At 61.6% G+C, this 16239-nt stretch carries 19 protein-coding genes; 1 reads left to right on the top strand and 18 read right to left on the bottom strand.

The window, feature by feature from the left end; translation table 11 throughout:
* Nucleotides 1-12: 12 nt before the first annotated feature.
* The 9 genes from PMI07_RS09820 to PMI07_RS09780 form a co-directional block, all read right to left on the bottom strand.
* Complete coding sequence (locus tag PMI07_RS09820; protein WP_007752180.1) at nucleotides 13-1044, bottom strand: L-idonate 5-dehydrogenase; 1032 nt, start codon at nucleotides 1042-1044, stop codon at nucleotides 13-15.
* 10 nt (nucleotides 1045-1054) lie between these two features.
* The gene (locus tag PMI07_RS09815) at nucleotides 1055-2002 is read right to left on the bottom strand and encodes a 2-hydroxyacid dehydrogenase (RefSeq protein WP_007752178.1); all 948 of its coding nucleotides are present in this window, start codon (nucleotides 2000-2002) and stop codon (nucleotides 1055-1057) included.
* A gap of 86 nt (nucleotides 2003-2088) precedes the next feature.
* Nucleotides 2089-2856, bottom strand: a complete 768-nt coding sequence (locus tag PMI07_RS09810) for an SDR family oxidoreductase (protein WP_007752171.1) — start codon at nucleotides 2854-2856, stop codon at nucleotides 2089-2091.
* Nucleotides 2857-2913: 57 nt separating this feature from the next.
* Nucleotides 2914-3588 carry a 4-carboxy-4-hydroxy-2-oxoadipate aldolase/oxaloacetate decarboxylase gene (locus tag PMI07_RS09805; protein WP_007752169.1) on the bottom strand — a complete coding sequence of 225 codons (675 nt, stop codon included), beginning with the start codon at nucleotides 3586-3588 and terminating at the stop codon, nucleotides 2914-2916.
* Between the two features lie 94 nt (nucleotides 3589-3682).
* Nucleotides 3683-4519: an ABC transporter substrate-binding protein gene (locus PMI07_RS09800; RefSeq protein ID WP_007752166.1), complete on the bottom strand. Its 837-nt coding sequence runs from the start codon at nucleotides 4517-4519 to the stop codon at nucleotides 3683-3685.
* A gap of 38 nt (nucleotides 4520-4557) precedes the next feature.
* On the bottom strand, nucleotides 4558-5325 hold the full coding sequence (locus PMI07_RS09795) for an amino acid ABC transporter ATP-binding protein (RefSeq protein ID WP_007752157.1): 768 nt from the start codon (nucleotides 5323-5325) through the stop codon (nucleotides 4558-4560).
* A complete protein-coding gene (locus tag PMI07_RS09790; RefSeq protein WP_007752154.1) occupies nucleotides 5322-6080 on the bottom strand; it encodes an amino acid ABC transporter permease in 759 nt (252 codons plus the stop codon). Before PMI07_RS09790 ends, PMI07_RS09795 begins: the two co-directional genes overlap by 4 nt.
* Nucleotides 6077-6784, bottom strand: coding sequence for an amino acid ABC transporter permease (locus PMI07_RS09785; RefSeq protein ID WP_007752153.1), 708 nt, complete (start codon nucleotides 6782-6784; stop codon nucleotides 6077-6079). Before PMI07_RS09785 ends, PMI07_RS09790 begins: the two co-directional genes overlap by 4 nt.
* Nucleotides 6781-7563, bottom strand: a complete 783-nt coding sequence (locus tag PMI07_RS09780; RefSeq protein WP_007752151.1) for an SDR family oxidoreductase — start codon at nucleotides 7561-7563, stop codon at nucleotides 6781-6783. Before PMI07_RS09780 ends, PMI07_RS09785 begins: the two co-directional genes overlap by 4 nt.
* Nucleotides 7564-7780: 217 nt before the next feature.
* On the opposite strand from PMI07_RS09780, the gene nac reads away from it, so the two are divergent.
* Nucleotides 7781-8686 carry a nitrogen assimilation transcriptional regulator NAC gene (gene nac / locus PMI07_RS09775; protein WP_007752149.1) on the top strand — a complete coding sequence of 302 codons (906 nt, stop codon included), beginning with the start codon at nucleotides 7781-7783 and terminating at the stop codon, nucleotides 8684-8686.
* A 48-nt stretch (nucleotides 8687-8734) separates the two neighbouring features.
* Here the strand turns inward: nac and PMI07_RS09770 are convergent, their stop codons facing one another.
* The 9 genes from PMI07_RS09770 to PMI07_RS09730 form a co-directional block, all read right to left on the bottom strand.
* Nucleotides 8735-9946: a pyridoxal phosphate-dependent aminotransferase gene (locus PMI07_RS09770; RefSeq protein WP_037086138.1), complete on the bottom strand. Its 1212-nt coding sequence runs from the start codon at nucleotides 9944-9946 to the stop codon at nucleotides 8735-8737.
* A gap of 54 nt (nucleotides 9947-10000) precedes the next feature.
* On the bottom strand, nucleotides 10001-10768 hold the full coding sequence (locus PMI07_RS09765; protein WP_007752141.1) for a 5-oxoprolinase subunit PxpA: 768 nt from the start codon (nucleotides 10766-10768) through the stop codon (nucleotides 10001-10003).
* A 29-nt stretch (nucleotides 10769-10797) separates the two neighbouring features.
* Nucleotides 10798-11793 carry a biotin-dependent carboxyltransferase family protein gene (locus PMI07_RS09760; RefSeq protein ID WP_007752139.1) on the bottom strand — a complete coding sequence of 332 codons (996 nt, stop codon included), beginning with the start codon at nucleotides 11791-11793 and terminating at the stop codon, nucleotides 10798-10800.
* Nucleotides 11790-12497 (bottom strand): 5-oxoprolinase subunit PxpB, encoded by a 708-nt coding sequence (pxpB, locus tag PMI07_RS09755; RefSeq protein WP_007752136.1) that lies wholly within the window; start codon nucleotides 12495-12497, stop codon nucleotides 11790-11792. Before pxpB ends, PMI07_RS09760 begins: the two co-directional genes overlap by 4 nt.
* Nucleotides 12494-12919, bottom strand: a complete 426-nt coding sequence (locus PMI07_RS09750) for a hypothetical protein (protein ID WP_007752125.1) — start codon at nucleotides 12917-12919, stop codon at nucleotides 12494-12496. The genes pxpB and PMI07_RS09750 overlap by 4 nt, the downstream gene beginning before the upstream one ends.
* Entirely contained in the window at nucleotides 12916-14307 is a 1392-nt protein-coding gene (gene accC, locus PMI07_RS09745; RefSeq protein WP_007752123.1) for an acetyl-CoA carboxylase biotin carboxylase subunit, read from the bottom strand. The genes PMI07_RS09750 and accC overlap by 4 nt, the downstream gene beginning before the upstream one ends.
* A complete protein-coding gene (locus tag PMI07_RS09740) occupies nucleotides 14307-14741 on the bottom strand; it encodes an acetyl-CoA carboxylase biotin carboxyl carrier protein subunit (RefSeq protein WP_024163699.1) in 435 nt (144 codons plus the stop codon). The genes accC and PMI07_RS09740 overlap by 1 nt, the downstream gene beginning before the upstream one ends.
* 153 nt (nucleotides 14742-14894) lie before the next feature.
* Nucleotides 14895-15119 (bottom strand): hypothetical protein, encoded by a 225-nt coding sequence (locus tag PMI07_RS09735; protein ID WP_037086133.1) that lies wholly within the window; start codon nucleotides 15117-15119, stop codon nucleotides 14895-14897.
* 128 nt (nucleotides 15120-15247) lie between these two features.
* Nucleotides 15248-16207: a hypothetical protein gene (locus PMI07_RS09730; RefSeq protein WP_007762026.1), complete on the bottom strand. Its 960-nt coding sequence runs from the start codon at nucleotides 16205-16207 to the stop codon at nucleotides 15248-15250.
* Nucleotides 16208-16239: the final 32 nt, after the last annotated feature.

The raw sequence follows: 16239 nt of genomic DNA, 5'->3' as shown, positions 1-16239 counted from the left end.
CAGGTGCGATCGCTAGAATGCGAGTTGCACCTTCATGGACTTGGATCTGTCGCCGGCGGTTTCGAATGCCTTGACGGCGTCGTCGATCGGGAAGATGCCGGTGAGCAGCGGCTTGAGATCGACTCGGCCTTTGCCGATGAGATCGACAGCTAGGCCGAATTCCTCGTGGAAACGGAAGGTGCCCTTCATCTCGATTTCCTTGGCGACCACCAAGTTCTGCGGGATGGAGACATCACCACCGAGACCGAGCTGGACCAATGTGGAGCGGGGCCGGAGCACGTCCAGGCCGGAGCGTACGGCGCGCTCGTTGCCGGACGCCTCGAACTGCACGTCGAAGTAACCCTTGTTGGCAGAATAGGCGGAAAGCTCTTCCGGATTGCTGGCGACGTCGATGACCCGGTCGGCGCCCACCGCCAGCGCCTTGGCGAGGACCGCGCCCATGACGTCGGTCGCGACGATCTCGCGGGCACCATGGGCACGGGCGGCGATGATCGCCAGCGCCCCGATCGGACCGCAGCCGGTGACCAGCACGCGCTTGTCGGTAAGCGCGCCGGCACGGGCCACCGCATGCAACGTGACCGCGAAAGGTTCGGCCATCGCCGCTTCGTTGATCGACACGCTGTCCGCGATCCTGTGGCACTGCCACTGTTCGGCAACCAGACGCTGGCGGAACGCGCCCTGGATATGCGGCATCGGCATGGCGCTACCGTAGAAGCGCATGTTGAGGCAATGGTTCTGCTGGCCCTTCAGGCAATAGTCGCAGGCCTTGCAGGGCCGGCTCGGCGAGACGGCAACCCTGTCTCCGATTGCAAGGCCGGAGACACCTTCGCCGAGCGCCTTGATGGTACCGGCCACCTCATGGCCGAGGATCATCGGCTCGCGAACGCGCACCGTGCCGAAACCACCGTGATTGTAGTAATGAAGGTCAGATCCGCAGATGCCGCCCGCCTCGATGGCGACCTCGACCTGTCCGGCTTCGAGCTTCTCGACCTCCCGTTCCTCGATCCGCAGATCCTTGGCGGCATGAATGACGACGGCTTTCATCGGCTTGTCCTCAGATGACGGGGGTTGGCAGGGCAGCGCCGGCAAAGTGCGCGGCGAGATTGTCGCGCACCAGCTTGCCCATCGCCTTGCGGGTCTCGATCGTGCCCGAAGCGTGATGCGGCTGCACCAAGACGTTATCGAGCTTCAGGAAACGTGGGTTGAGTTTCGGCTCGCCTTCGAAGACATCGAGCGCGGCAGACCCGAGCGCGCCGGCTTCCAGCGCGTCGAGCAGCGCATCCTCGTCGATATTGGAGGCACGCGAGATATTGATCAGCATGCCATCCGGTCCGAGTGCCTCGATGACGTCCTTAGAGACGATATGGCGCGTGGCAGCCGAGGCGGCGAGCGTGACGAAGAGGAAGTCGGAATGCCGGGCAAGTTCGACCGGATCGGCGATGAAGGTCAGGCCTTCCGCATACGGCTTGGCCGACACGTCGCTGTAGGCGATATCCATATCGAAGCCCTTGAGGCGCTTGGCGACCTCGAATCCGATGCGGCCGAGGCCGAGGACTCCGACCTTGCGGCCCCAGACGCGGCGCTTCAGCGGATAGAGACCCTTTGTCCCCCAGCTGCCGTCCTTCACCCAGGTTTCCGCACCGATCATGCCGCGCGACTGGAGAAGCATCATCGCGACACCGAGATCGGCGACGTCGTTGGTGAGCACGTCGGGCGTGTTGGTGACGCGGATGCCGCGCGCCCGGCAGGCGTCGAGATTGACTGCGTCGTAGCCGACACCATAGACCGATACGATCTCCAGCTTCGGCAACCTGCCGATCAGCTCGGCAGGGGCACCGAGTTCGCCTCGCGTGGCGATGGCGCGAATGCCGTCCGCATGATCCTGAACGAATGCATCGCGGTCTTCGGCTTCGTAAAGCTTGCGCACATTGTACTGCGCTTCCAGCTCGAGGAGATCCCATTCGGGATAAGGGCCGATCAGAAGAATGTCGGGCTTGCTCATGTTTCCTCCATTGTGATGTTCATGTTGTTTCCGACAGACTCATGACGGTCTGGCGCCACGCCGGGCCATGGACGCAACGCGGCCCCCTAGAGAGAGGTCGTGATGCCGCCATCGACATAGAGCGTGTGGCCGTTCACGAAGGAGGAGGCCTTGCCGGCAAGAAACACCGCCGCCCCGACCAGTTCCTCGACATTGCCCCAGCGGGCGGCGGGCGTGCGCTTCTCAAGCCAGGACGAGAACTCCGGGTTATCGACCAGCGCCTGGTTCAGGGGTGTCTTGAAGTAGCCGGGTGCGATCGCGTTGATCTGCAAGCCGTGCTTTGCCCAGTCCGCGCACATGCCGCGCGTCAAGTTCTTCACCGCACCCTTGGTGGCCGTGTAGGGCGCGATGCCCGGGCGTGCCAGCTCGCTCTGCACCGAGGCTATGTTGATAATCTTCCCCTGCCCTCGGCCGATCATGTGACGCGCCACCGCCTGGCCAACGTAGAAGACACTGGAGACGTTAGTCTTCAGCAACTGCTCCCAGCGGTCGATGGGGAAATCCTCGAGCGGGCTGCGGAACTGCATGCCGGCATTGTTGATCAGGATGTCGATCACACCGACTTCGGCCTCGATCGCATCGACTCCACGCTTCACGGCATCTGGGTCGGTGACGTCGAAGTCGGAAACCCTTGCCTCATAGCCTTCATTCTTCAGGCTGCCAGCGGCAGCCCGAAGCTTCACCGGGTCGCGGCCGTTCAGCACGACCGAAGCCCCGTGCTGCGCCAGCCCCCGCGCAAGCGCCAGCCCAATGCCCTGCGACGAACCTGTCACCAACGCACGCCGGCCGGTTAAATCAAATAATGGGAAGGTCATTCAAACCTCTTTCCGAAAAGAAAGACCGTCGCTTGGCGCGACGATTGCGGGCGGGGCTCAGATATCGACGACCAGGCCCTTGGCTTTCAGAACCGGTTCCAGATTGCTGACCTCGATCACCGACTTGCCCTGCTTGTAGGCTGCGATATAGCCGGCTTCGGCATCCTCGCGGGCCTGCGAAAGCCTTGCGGCCTCCTGTGCTTCCGCGCGGCGGACAACGACCAGTCCATCGGCATCGCCGACGATGATGTCGCCCGGATTGATCGTTTCACCGCCGACGATGATCGTGTCGTTCACCGCCGCAATGGTTTCCTTGACGGTGCCCTTGATGCAGACGCTCAGCGAGAAGACCGGAAAGCCGAGGTCCCTCAGTTGCAGCGTGTCGCGCACGCCCGTGTCGGTCACCAGGCCGCCGATGCCCTTTGCCAGGCAGGCATTGGCCAGAACGTCACCGAACGAGCCGGCCTCTTCGTATTCGCCGGCGGACACGACGATGATGTCGCCCGGCTTTGCATAGTTGATCGCGAGCTGCAGCATGATGTTGTCACGCGGCGCGCATTTGACCGTGAATGCCGGGCCGCACAGCTTCATGCGGTAATCCACCGGCTTGAGGCGGGAGGAGAGTGCTCCCCGCCGTCCCTGCGCTTCGTGGATGGTTGCCGGCGAAAATTTGGAAAGTGCTTCGATGTCGGCCTTGCTTGGCCGTTCGGCGATATCTTTTATGTGGATCATGGAAACCTCCCACAGTTAGGCGGACGGCGGGCACGTCCCGCCGCCTGCAGTCTTCGATGATTTGCAATTGGATGGAGTACCTGGGCCAAAGGCCTCAGGGGATCGGGTCGAACTTCAGTTCGGAAAGCGGTACGACCTTGTCGTTACGCGTCATCTTGTATTCGGTATTCGGGCCAAGCCACTTGTCCCAGATCTTGTTGAGCTCGCCGGACGTATCGAGCTTGCGGAGCACCTCGTTGATCTTGGTGGTCAGGGCCGGATTGTCCTTGGCCATACCGATGCCGATCGGCTGGAACAGCATCGGATCCTCGATCATCCGCATTTCCTTGCCCTTGGTCTTGGATTCGTTGACGAATTTTGTCGTCGTCATCGTATTCGCGACCATGCCGCGCGCCTTGCCCTGCTGGACGGCGAGATAGGCGGATGCGGTATCCTGGAAGGTCAGCGGATCGGACTTGTTGAGCTTGATCGACATTTCCGAAGTCGAGCCCTTGGTCGAGGCGATGCGCTGGCCTTCGTAGTCGGCCCTCTTCTTGCCGGGGTCATCGGCCGGGACGATCAGCATTTCCTTGGCGAGATAGTAGGGATCGCTGAACTGAATCTGCTCTGCGCGGCTCAGTGTATAAGCGAGATTGGCAACCGTGATGTCCACGCGGCCGAGCTTGACTTCCGGCACGCGCGCTTCGACCGAAACCGGCTTGATTTCGGCCTTGACGCCCAGTTCCTTGGCGATCGCATTGCAGAGATCGACGTCGAAGCCAGCCATTTCTCGCGTCTTCGGGTCGGGTGCTGCGAAGGGCACCACGTCTGCGAACGTCGCGCAACGAAGCGTCTTGGCCGACATGATCGTGTCGAGCTGGTCCGCCTTTGCGGGCAAGGCCGCCGCGGCACCTGCCAACACGGCGGTAAGAGTTACGAATTTCCAGTTCATTGCTGTTCTCCTTTGTTGTTAGTCGTTGGTCGTGAGTATCAATGGCGCAGATCGGCGAGGAACCGCTGAGCCCGGGGATGGCGGGGTGTCTTGAAAAACTCTTCGGGCGGGGCCGTCTCGAGTATCTGCCCCGCATCGATGAACCAGATTCGGTCTGCGACATCGCGGGCGAAGCCCATTTCATGCGTCACGCAGATCATGGTCATGCCTTCGGATGCCAGGCTCTTCATGACCGCCAGCACCTCGCCCACCATTTCCGGATCGAGCGCGCTGGTCGGCTCGTCGAACAGCATGACCGGTGGCTCCATGGCGAGTGCACGCGCTATCGCCACCCGCTGCTGCTGGCCACCCGACAGCTGGCCGGGATAGGCCCGCGCCTTGTCGGCGAGCCCGACGCGATCGAGAAGCTTGAGCGCCTTGTCATGGGCGACATCCGCGGCCACGCCCTTCACGCGGATCGGCGACATCGACACATTTTCGACGACGGAGAGATGCGGGAACAGGTTAAAGTTCTGGAATACGAAACCGATCCTGCTGCGCAGCAGGTTGAGTTCCCTCGTCCGCATCGCCGCATGAATGTTCTGACCATCGAGGGTGATCGATCCGCTGTTGATCTCCTCAAGGCGGTTGATCGTACGGATGAGGGTGGATTTCCCCGAACCGGAAGGCCCGCAGATCACCACGACCTCGCCTCGGGCGACTTCCGCCTCGATATTCTTGAGGACCGCATAGTCGCCATAGCTTTTGCAAACGTCCGAAAGGCGGATCGTCTGTACCTGCTGGATCTCTGCTGCTGAGGTGCTCATAGCTGCTCCGATATGATTTTGGCCGGCACGAGTTCGACCGGCGCCGCGCCGCCGGACAGACCCGCACGGCGGCGCGTTATGCGGCGCTCGACGATGTTGGCGACATGCGTCAGGCTCCAGCAGATCGCGTAGTAGACGACCGCGAGGATGAAGAAGACTTGGAAGGGTTGCGTCAAAAGCTGGTTGTTGACCTGGCTTGCCGCAAAAGTGAGGTCCGGGACATTGATGACATATCCGAGCGTCGTGTCCTTTATCGTCGAGACGAAGGTCGAGATGATGCTCGGGATCATGTTGTAGAGCGCCTGAGGAAGGATGATGAAGCGCATCGCACCGAGAGAGCTGTGTCCAAGTGCGCGGGCGGCATCCATCTGGCCGCTGCCGAGTGCGACAATTCCGGCGCGCACGACCTCGCTCAGGAAGGCGCCCTGGTAGACGACAAGCGTGGTCAGCATCGTCACGAAGCTCGGCACGTCTGCTCCCGTCCAAAGCGGGACAAGGAAGTAACTCCAGAGGATGAGCATCAGGAGCGGCACACCGCGGGTTATGTAGACGAGTGCGGTAACCGGCCACCGCAGCAGCCGCCATTTCGACAGCCGCGCTAAGGCAAGCATAATGCTGACCGGGAAGGCGAGCGCGATGCTGAGCGCCGACAGGATCAGCGTATTTGCAAGCCCGCCTAGCGGGCCGTTCGGATATTGACCGATCAGCAGCAGAAGCCAGTAGTCCTGGATGATGGCGATGATATCGTGGATCATGCGCGTGCACTCCGGACAGGGTCGGCGCGCATCGAGAGATAAGCGCCGGCGCTCATGATCAGGAGCGAGAAGAACAGGTAGAGAACCGTACCGATCAGGTAGATTTCGAAGGTGCGGAAGCTCAGATTTTCAACTTCCTTCACGGCATGCGTCAGTTCGGACGCACCGATGACGATGGCGAGGCTGCTGTTCTTGAACAGGGAAACACTATGGTTGATCAGCGGAGGAAGCGCATTACGCACGCCCTGCGGCATGATCACAAAACGCATCGCGGAGATATAGCCGTGCCCGAGAGCCTTGGCGGCTTCCATCTGGCCGGGGCTTACCGAGCGAAGGCCGGACCGCAGGTCCTCGCTGAAATAGGCCGCCTGGCACAGGCCGAGGCCGATGACGGCGAAAATCGCTTCGGCATTGTGAGCCGCGAGCCAGGATGTCAAGCCTGCCGGGAACAGTGTGAAAATGCCGAAATACCACAGCATCAGCTGCACGAGCGTCGGCACGTTCCGGTGATAGGAGACATAGGCGGCCACGACCCTGTCACCGAAGCGGAGCGGCGAAAACCGGATGCACAGAAGCAGGAGCGCGAGCGTCATGGCCAGCAGCCACGAGCCGATATAGATGACAAAGGTCATCTCGATGCCGTGCAAGAGCATCGCGGTATATTCGGGATTCCTCAGAATAGCCGAGAGATCGAACCCGTTCACCGCCCCGGCTCCTTGGAAATGTCCAGACCTGCCGGAGCCGGCTGCGGCCGAGCCGTCTGTAGGCCACCCATGACCTGCAATGTCGGCGTGATCTCCATGTGGCCGATATTGACCGCGACCGGCGCGGCGATCGCGAACGCTATCGCTTCGGCGATGTCGGCTGCCTGCGGCAGCTCGAAACCGTCGATGAACCGCTCCCGGATGCTGGGATCGTCGCCATGCACATGGTTGAAAATGTCCGTGGCGACCCGCCCGGGGCAGATTTCCGTCACCCGCACGCGCTTGCCGAACGCATCGATGCGCAGTTGGTTCGACAGCATGGCGACGCCGGCTTTCACGGCATGATAGATGGAGTTGCCGCCGAAGTTGTAGTTGCCTGCGATCGAGGAAATGTTGACGACATGGCCTCGATCGCGAGCGACCATTCCCGGCACGATCAGACGGCAGATGTGCAGGACGGCACGGAGATTGACATCAACGAGGAGGTCGATATCGCCCTCGTCCGCTTCCAGGAATTTCTTGGGCCGGTCGACGCCGGCATTGTTGACGAGGATATCGAACTCGATGCGGTCGGCGAGTGCGGCGAGTGCCGGGCGGTCGGTGACGTCGATGACATGAGCGATGCAGCCAGTGCGTTTGGCCAGATCCTGCAGAGCATCGGCGCTACGGGCAACCGCGTGGACCTCGATATTCTCGCGGCGAAGCCGCTCCACCACAGCAGCGCCGATACCGGAGGAGGCGCCGGTAACCAATGCGGTTTTGTAATCGGAGAATGGCATTCGGATCCCCTTGTTGTTGCTCCAGACAGTAGCGAACCTTTAATCTCTTGCCTAAGACCGATTATTTGTGGACCAATAGGCAACGGTTATGGAGTCTTGGTGCCGCAATGACGGCGGGGGGCGGCCGGCCGATCCAGGCCGACGTCAGCCGCGGCGTTGCAAAAGAAAATCGCGTCTGTAAACATGCGCCTACTCAGAGCAAACGGCGAAAATCCGCATGGACATCAGACGCCTCAAATCCTTCATCGTGATCGTCGACAGCGGCAGCATCACGCGCGCGGCGGACCTGCTGCACATCGCGCAGCCGGCGCTCAGCCAGCAACTGGCGGCACTGGAGGAGCATTTCGGCCAGAAGCTGCTGATACGAAGCCAGCAGGGCGTCAGCATGACCGATGCGGGACATGCGGTGTATCGCCATGCACAGATCATTCTTCGCCAGATGGAACAGGCCCAGGCAGATGCTTCCGCCGCCGGCAATTCCTTTGCCGGGCGCGTTTCCGTAGGCCTCGTGCCCTTCAGCAGTGCCGCCACGCTCTCCGTCGACCTGCTGGCCGAGACACGCCGACGCCATCCCGGCATCCTGCTGCATCTCACCGAAAGTGTCGGTCAGACCTACAGTCAGATGATCATGAACGGCCGGCTGGAAATGGCGCTGATCCACGGAGCGGGGCCGATCAAGGGCGTTCGGTTCGAACCGATCCTGAGCGAGGAATTCTTCCTCGTCGCACACCGCGACTTCGCGATCGAAGCGGATACCAAACCCATTCCGGTCACGGCACTCGACGGCATGCCGCTTCTGATGCCACCGGCCTATAATTTCGTCCGCCGTGCGGTCGACACGGCGTTCACACGCAGCCGGATCAACCTGAAGGTCGTGGCTGAAGTTGAAATCGTAAGGACATTGGCCCGCGCCGTGGGCAGCGGTCTCGGGGCGACCATCATGCCGAAAGCCATCGCCGACCGCATTGTGACGGAATCGAGCGAGCCGCTCATCTGCCGGCTCGTTTCGCCGCGAATAGAGGAAACGCTGTCGCTCTGCGTTTCCGATCAGAATTCGCTGTCTGAGGCGGCGCTGGCGGTCAAGGATATCCTTCTCGAGCTGACCGCACGGCTGAGGGCGTAAGGCGAACTCCCATGCGATCGCAGCCGCGCCGGATCATCAGATCACGCGTCAGCGCATGTCCCTGCAGAACTGGGCGATCCGCGCGCATCCCTCATCCAGCATTTCCATGCTGGTCGCGTATGAAATGCGGAAATAGGGGCTCATCCCGTAAGCGGCGCCTTGCACTGTCGCCACATGATGTTCGTCCACCAGGGCCATGACGAAATCGACGTCGGTCTCGATCTTTCGCCCACCTTTGGTGGTCTTGCCGATCAAGCCCGACATATTGGGATAGAGGTAAAATGCGCCCTCGGGCTTGTGGCAACGCAATCCTTCCACTTCCGACAGCCGGTCCAGCACGAAATCGCGCCTCTGCCTGTAGATCGCGGCCCGCTCCTTCAGGAGATCCTGAGGCCCGTTCAGCGCCGCGATGGCGGCAGCCTGCGTGACCGTGGTGATGCCGCCGCCGTTCTGGCCATTGACGTTGCTGATCGCAGCAATCAGCTCCTTGGAGCCGCTGGCGCAGAAGCCGAGCCGCCAGCCGGTCATGGCATAGGCCTTCGAGACCCCGTTCATGGTCAGGACGCGATCATAGAGCCTGGGCTGAGCATCCACGATGGTGCAGAATTCGAAACCGTCATAGACCAGATGTTCGTAGATATCGTCGGTCAGGATCCAGACATCCGGATGGCGCAGCATGACCTCGGCGATCGCCTTCATTTCGGCGCGCGAGCAGGCCGCGCCGGTCGGATTGTTCGGAAAGTTCAGGATCAGCCATTTGGTGCGCGGCGTGATCGCGGCTTCCAGATCCTCTGGACGCAGCTTGAAGCCCGCCTGTTCGAAGCAGGGTACCGCCACCGGAACACCACCGGCGAACTTGACGATATCGGCGTAGCTGACCCAGGAAGGCGTCGGAATGACGACTTCGTCGCCGGGATTGCAGGTGGCGAGCATCGTGTTGAAGATCACCTGCTTGCCGCCCGCTGAAACGACGATCTGGCTGGCATCATAATCGAGATTGTTGTCCCGCTTGAACTTCCGGCTGATCGCCGCCTTGAGCGCCGGCGTTCCGTCCATCGGCGGATATTTCGTATCACCGCCAAGTGCGGCGGCATGGGCCGCCTCGATGGCATGCAGCGGCGTGGGGAAGTCCGGCTCCCCGGAAGAGAGGCTGACAACCTTGACGCCCTTTGCGGCGAGTTCCCTGGCACGCTGGGTCATGGCCGCTGAGGCGGATATGGAGACGTTTTTCAGGCGATCGGCGGTAGAAGACATCGACATGATCTTTCGATACGGATTGGAACGGGAGACCGTCGGGCTGGCGGTCGGGATGCGTTAAAGTGCGAGTTCGGCGGCCGGCGCGAGCATTGCGCCCGAGGCTTCGATCTCGCTTCGGACGATACGCGCAAGCTCAAGGGAACCCGGCGTATCGCTGTGCACGAGGATCGACCGAGCCGGCATGGCGATCACGCCCCCGTCGATCGTCTCGACAGCTCCGTCGCGAAGGAAGCGGCGCACCCGCGCCCGCACGGCACCTTCATCCTTGATGACGGCGCCGGGCAGACCGCGGGCGACAAGCCGGCCGTCGGCATCATAGGCCCGGTCGGCCAGGAAGAGCGCCAGCGTCTTCAACCGCGCCCGTTTGGCCGCCCGTTCTATTTCGCTGTCGGGCGTCACGAACACGACGAGCCCCGGATCCACCGTCGCAATGGCATCCATCATCAGATCGGCGAGCACGGGATCGCGGTTGATCATGTTGCCCATGGCTGCGTGAAAGCTGATATGGCCGACGGCGACGCGCTCGCTGGCGGCAATCGCCATCAGCGCACCGAGCTGGTAGAGCATCTGCTGGCGCAGCTCATCCGCCTGGAAGGGCATTTCGCGCCGTCCGAAGCCCAGCCGGTCGGGCAGTCCCGGGTGCGCGCCGATGCCGACACCGTTCGCCTTTGCGAGCCGCACCATGCGCGCCATCGTATCCGGGTCGCCGCCGTGGAAACCGCAGGCGATGTTGGCAGACGACACGACCTTCATCATCGCCTCGTCGTCGCATAGCCGATAAGGACCGAAGCCTTCGCCCATGTCGGAATTCAGATCGATTTTCATCGGCAACTCCCTTTGACCGATCGATATTTTCAGGCCATCGCCCTCAAGGCGCGTTTGACCATTTCGGATGTGGTCCGGACGTCTTCGACATAGCGGGCGACCGCCTGCTCCACCGCGCGCGCCTCCGCATGGGTTGACCGCACGAAGCGTATCCGGCTGCCGATGCGAGCCTGGCCAAGCCGCCACAGGTCGCATTCGATCACGCCGGCAATCTTCGGATATCCACCCGCCGTGTTCGCGTCGCTCATCTGGACGATCGGCTCCCCGCCGGGCGGAACCTGGATCACTCCGGGCACGATCCCATGGGAACGCATCTCGATCGACGCCGTTGGCTTGATGGGCTCGCCCGACAGACGATAGCCCGTACGATCGCTACGGGAAGAAATCTTCCAGGTCTGGCTCCAGAAGGCGTCGCCGTCATCGGGAAATAGGGCATGCTCACCACCAGGCAGGGCACGGACCGGCAGCGTGCCGTCAACGAGATCCGGAAAGACGTCCCGGAGCGCCACGGCGGGCTCAATGACAGCCAAGCCACTCGCCGGCACCGGGGCAATGTCGGCACTCTTGCCGAGCGCGATCCGATCGCCCTTGACCAATGGCCGGCCGGCATTGCCGCCGAAGCTGCCCCGCAGGGATGTGCTGCGCGATCCCATCACTGAGGGGACATCCAGGCCCCCGCCGATGCAAACATAGGCGCGCGCCAATGTCGGCGGATGCTTCAGCTGAAGCACCTGTCCGGCCTCCGCCGTATAGGCGCACCAGGGAAGCAATTCCAACGCATCCAGTATCGGATCGCCGTCGGCGCCGGTGACTGCGAAGACGGTCCGCCGGTCGAAACGCAGGCTGAACGGAAAGGTCTGCACCTCTATCCCGGCTGCACCCTCTTCATTCCCGACGAGAATATTACCGATCCTCACGGCAAACGGATCCATCGCGCCGCTGGCCGAAACGCCGATATCGCGATAGCCCGGTCGCCCGAGATCCTGGACCGTATTGAACGGGCCGGTTTCCACAATCTCGATCATAGCTCGATCCTTGCCGGCACGAACCGCACCGTATCGCCCGGCGCCATCATCGCCGGCATGGGCGACGTCGGGTCGAACATCTGCAATTCTGCGAAACCTATGGAATTCCAGCCATTCGGGCCGGTGAGCATTGCTACGCCGGTCTGCATGCCGCCGATGGTCACGCAGCCCTTCGCCATCTTCAGCGAGGGAACGGTCTTTCGCGGCATGTAGATGCGCGGATCGAGGCCGTGCAGGTAACCGAAGCCCGGAGCGCTGCCCAAGGCAAAAACACGGTAGGTCGCTTCGTGATGAATACGGACGACCTCACGGTCGCTGAGCCGGGCAAGGTCGCAAAGCGCGGGCAGGTCCACCGCATGCTCACCGCCGTAATGAACGGGAACTTCGATGGTCTTGCCCGCCAGATCGATGCTGCGGGCATTGCCCCATGCCTCCAGCAGCCGTGCCACGACAGTATCGGGATCCTCCGGCGCCTCCGTGAATATCGCCAGCAGGTTGGTCATTCCCGGAACGATTTCCGCGATATCCGGCCAGCCTCTGACCGTCTGCGACAGCGCCCAGATTCGGCGCTGTGCGGCGAGATCGAATTCTCCCGGCGCTTCGAGCAGGAAGGACCGGGCTCCGATCGAGGAAACGCGAGCGCGGCCCTGGGCGGCGGGTACGATTTCGCGCAACGGCATATGGTTGTTCAATGTGGCAATCATGATTGAGGCTCGATCTCGAACAAGGGATCGCCGAAGCCGACCAGCGCATCGGGCTCGGCAAGCTGCTTAGTCAATATGCCTGCACGGCCGGCGCAAAGCGGAAGCAGGATGGGGCCAACGCGAAGGAAACCGAGGATGTCTGCAGCGGAAACCGATCGCGGCAGACGATCGGCGGCTGCGGATCGCGATGACCGTCCCGGGCAGAAATGGCCGGCCATCGGCGCCTTGAGGACCACCGGCTGAACCACCGAGGCCGGTTGCGTTGTGGTGGTTACATCGATCCGTGTCTCATTCCCCGTCTCGATGACGATGCGCAACTGTCCACCTGGCCGCGAAATTTCCAGGCCGCTCACCCCGGCTGCCGTCAGCGCATCGGTCAGGAGCGCGATGGTCGCGGGATCGCTGAAATCGATCGCACTCATGGCGCTCTCCGCTGTTTCAGCCATTGTTCGAGATAGTGGATATCCGTCTCGCCGCGCGCGAACGCGCTGTCGTCGAAAAGCGCGCGCAGGAAGGGAATATTGGTGGAAATTCCGTCCACACACATCCCGGTGAGCGCCTCGCGCATCCTCGCCATCGCCTCCGCGCGCGTCGGCGCATGAACGATCAGCTTGGCGATCAGCGAGTCGTAATAGGATGGCACCTTATACCCGGCATGGATATGGGTATCCACCCGGATTCCAGGCCCTTCGGGCAGGGCGAGACCGGTAATGACGCCGGCAGACGGCAGGAAAGTATCGGGATCCTCGGCATTGATGCGGCATTCGAAAGCGTGGCCATCGCAGTTCACATCAGCCTGGGACAGATCGAGGGGATCGCCCTGAGCCACTTTGATCTGCGCCTGGACGATGTCGATCCCGCTTGTCACCTCGGTGACCGGGTGCTCGACCTGAAGCCGGGTGTTCATCTCGATGAAATAGAAAGCACCATCCTCATAGAGGAATTCGAAGGTTCCGACGCCCCGGTAGCCGATCTGGCGGCACGCCTCGACACAGGCCCTCCCGACCGGCCGGATCACTTCCGGCGCGATCCCGGATGCCGGCGCCTCTTCCACCACCTTTTGATGGCGGCGCTGCATCGAACAATCCCGGTGCCCGAGCCAGACTGCATTGCCGTGGGTGTCGCAAAGGACCTGGATCTCGATATGACGCGGATGCTGGAGGAATTTTTCCATGTAGAGCGACGGCGAGCCAAAGGCCTGCCGCGCCTCTTCGCGGGTGAGCGCGACCGCCTCTTGCAGCTGGCCTGCCTCCGGCACGACGCGCATGCCCCGTCCGCCTCCTCCGCCCGCAGCCTTGATGATAACGGGATAACCGATCTCCAGGGCAACGCGCTCAATGACCGCCGGATCGTCGGCAAGCGCCGTATCCGGTCCGGGAACACAAGGGACGCCGGCGGCAATCATTGCCCTCTTTGCGGAAATCTTGTCGCCCATGGTTTCGATCGACGCCGCGCTCGGGCCGATGAATGCCAGACCGGCCTTTTCGACCGCATCGGCGAATGCGGCATTTTCCGAGAGAAAACCATAACCTGGATGGATGGCGCCGACGCCTGTCAAACGCGCCGCCAGAAGAAGAACGTCCTTGTTGAGGTAGCTTTTTGCCGCGCTCGACGGGCCGATGCACAGAGCGCTGTCGGCCGTCTTGCCGTAAGGCGCCTCCCGATCAGCCTCGGAATAGACGGCGACGGTCTTCAGCCCGAGCTCCCGGCAGGCTTTCTGGATCCTGGCCGCGATCTCCCCGCGATTGGCGATGAGAACCGTATCAAAACGCCGACTGGCTAAAGCGGTCTTGTCGAACGTCTCCGGCATCACGCGATCTCCGCGAGCAGTTCGCCGGTCTCGACTTCGCCGCCGTCGGTTTCGGTCAGGCTGGCAATGCGCCCGGACCGCGGCGCGGTGATCTTGTTGAAGACCTTCATCGCTTCAATGATGAAGAGGGTCTGCCCCTCCTTCACATCATCTCCAAGCTTGACGAACGGCCGCTCGCCCGGTGCCGAACTCCGATGCAGCACGCCGAAAACCGGCGCCTTTACGGGAAAGACCGACGCTTGCTCAGCGTGTTTTGAGCCATCCGACGCACCCGCAATCGGCTGTTGCTTCCCCGCCGCTCCGACCAGGGCCTCTCCAACCACTGGCTGCGATCGGAAGATTCGAACGGTCAGGTCCTTTTCCGTCACGGTCAGTTCGGTGATGTTCGATCGTCCGACAAAGTCGATCAGGGTCTTGATCTTCGAGAGGTCCATATTCGCGCTCGGTATTTCAAATGCCATCGCGCGCTTCTGGAGATCAAGTCGCGTGATACGGTCACCTTCCGTAACACGATGGGGCCGCTGATGGGGTCAGACGAACTTTTGATGGACCGGCTCATTGCCACAATGGCCGTAGCACGTGTTCTTCTAAATTCCGTCCGCTGGGTTCTTGGCATGGGAGCGGACGCGCTTGATAAATTCACCGGCATCGAAATAGGGCCTGGTGTCCGAAGAGGGATTGGTGGTCTGCGGTACGCTGTGGATGAAGATCTCGTAGTTGATGATCGGATGGCTCGCCCTTGCCCGGACCTCCCGGACATGTGCCGTGCCAGTCACGATCGCCCAATAGCAATCCTGCTCGAGCGCCGCCACAAACTCCCTCTGATCCGTTGCAGTTGTGACACAGAATGCTTGCTCCGACAGCGTCTGGCCGAGCCTGGATGCTATAGGGCTGCGGGCGTAGAGAAGAATATGAGGATGTGACGCAACGTTTACGTTAGTCATGAAGAAACCTTGCCGCTCAAGTTCTGCGGCACCGGCAATGCTTTGCGCTGAGCGACGTTCTCCGGACTTGGCTGGCCCTGTCCTTTGGTTGCGAAATGGCTTTGGCTAAAACCATCCTGGCTTTTGACGAGGTGCAGCTGCGATTCCCTGTTTGAGCTGCGGTGGATCGATGCAAGCATCGCGTCCGCCTGATCGAAGTACCGCTTTATCCACGGAACCGGACCGATGCCGAACCGGCGTTTTGATCCCCAGCGCACACCGTTTTCCACCAGTGTTTCCCAGGGACGCGGCTTCCCGTGGAAGACGATGACTTTCGCCTTCCTCGGCTGCCTGATCTTCTGCTGGAGCAGGTTGATCGGAAAATAATGGGTGCAGCTTCTCTTGAAGCTGACACAGAAGCCGGCCGGCCAATAGCTTCGCCGCTTCACGGCATGGGTCAGGTAGGTCTGGTCGTTCTTGAACGATTCGATAATCCTGGCAGTTTCAGCGGTGAAATCGCTGTATACGCGTTCCAGGTTTGCCGGGTTAAAGCCGAAGACGGAGGACTGCGCGCCGCGGTCGGGCCTGAGAAGAGGGGGTAGAAGGCTCCAGAGATCAGGGTTCCATTCCCGTTGAATGACGAGATGGCGGCGTTGGCGGACGAGGTCGATGAAAGGCGCGAGCGAATGTTGGACCATGACGTCCAGGTCGAGAAAAAGCACGACGTCCTCAAGCGGAAAGAGATGCGGGGCGAACACGCCGACCTTCGGCCAGCATCCCCTGCGCCATGCACGCTCCGGCAGACCGGGATCGGGTATCGGACGGACGTCGATACCGGCGGCAAGGTCGCGGCCATCATCCGTCAGGCAGACGAAGTCAAAGGCTTCGTCCATATTCCGCAGCACGCCCGCATAAAGCGCGTTGACATGAGCAGCGGTGAACTCGCTTCCCCATTTCATGCAAACAATTGTCACCATCTCACCACTTCCTTCATGATCCAGAAGCGATG

Source organism: Rhizobium sp. CF080, from assembly GCF_000282095.2.
GTDB lineage: Bacteria > Pseudomonadota > Alphaproteobacteria > Rhizobiales > Rhizobiaceae > Neorhizobium.
Note: the sequence above shows the minus strand (reverse complement) of the source record. Positions and strands in the feature narration are given on the sequence as shown.

Bases quoted from the DNA above. Each gene is read 5' to 3' on its own strand.
- pxpB (WP_007752136.1), bottom strand. From the start codon at position 12,497: ATGATTGCCACATTGAACAACCATATGCCGTTGCGCGAAATCGTACCC.
- PMI07_RS09730 (WP_007762026.1), bottom strand. From the start codon at position 16,207: ATGGTGACAATTGTTTGCATGAAATGGGGAAGCGAGTTCACCGCTGCT.
- PMI07_RS09820 (WP_007752180.1), bottom strand. From the start codon at position 1,044: ATGAAAGCCGTCGTCATTCATGCCGCCAAGGATCTGCGGATCGAGGAA.
- PMI07_RS09760 (WP_007752139.1), bottom strand. From the start codon at position 11,793: ATGATCGAGATTGTGGAAACCGGCCCGTTCAATACGGTCCAGGATCTC.
- PMI07_RS09800 (WP_007752166.1), bottom strand. From the start codon at position 4,519: ATGAACTGGAAATTCGTAACTCTTACCGCCGTGTTGGCAGGTGCCGCG.
- accC (WP_007752123.1), bottom strand. From the start codon at position 14,307: ATGCCGGAGACGTTCGACAAGACCGCTTTAGCCAGTCGGCGTTTTGAT.
- PMI07_RS09765 (WP_007752141.1), bottom strand. From the start codon at position 10,768: ATGAAAATCGATCTGAATTCCGACATGGGCGAAGGCTTCGGTCCTTAT.
- PMI07_RS09750 (WP_007752125.1), bottom strand. From the start codon at position 12,919: ATGAGTGCGATCGATTTCAGCGATCCCGCGACCATCGCGCTCCTGACC.
- PMI07_RS09790 (WP_007752154.1), bottom strand. From the start codon at position 6,080: ATGATCCACGATATCATCGCCATCATCCAGGACTACTGGCTTCTGCTG.
- PMI07_RS09815 (WP_007752178.1), bottom strand. From the start codon at position 2,002: ATGAGCAAGCCCGACATTCTTCTGATCGGCCCTTATCCCGAATGGGAT.
- PMI07_RS09770 (WP_037086138.1), bottom strand. From the start codon at position 9,946: ATGTCGATGTCTTCTACCGCCGATCGCCTGAAAAACGTCTCCATATCC.
- PMI07_RS09805 (WP_007752169.1), bottom strand. From the start codon at position 3,588: ATGATCCACATAAAAGATATCGCCGAACGGCCAAGCAAGGCCGACATC.
- PMI07_RS09795 (WP_007752157.1), bottom strand. From the start codon at position 5,325: ATGAGCACCTCAGCAGCAGAGATCCAGCAGGTACAGACGATCCGCCTT.
- nac (WP_007752149.1), top strand. From the start codon at position 7,781: ATGGACATCAGACGCCTCAAATCCTTCATCGTGATCGTCGACAGCGGC.
- PMI07_RS09810 (WP_007752171.1), bottom strand. From the start codon at position 2,856: ATGACCTTCCCATTATTTGATTTAACCGGCCGGCGTGCGTTGGTGACA.
- PMI07_RS09740 (WP_024163699.1), bottom strand. From the start codon at position 14,741: ATGGACCTCTCGAAGATCAAGACCCTGATCGACTTTGTCGGACGATCG.
- PMI07_RS09780 (WP_007752151.1), bottom strand. From the start codon at position 7,563: ATGCCATTCTCCGATTACAAAACCGCATTGGTTACCGGCGCCTCCTCC.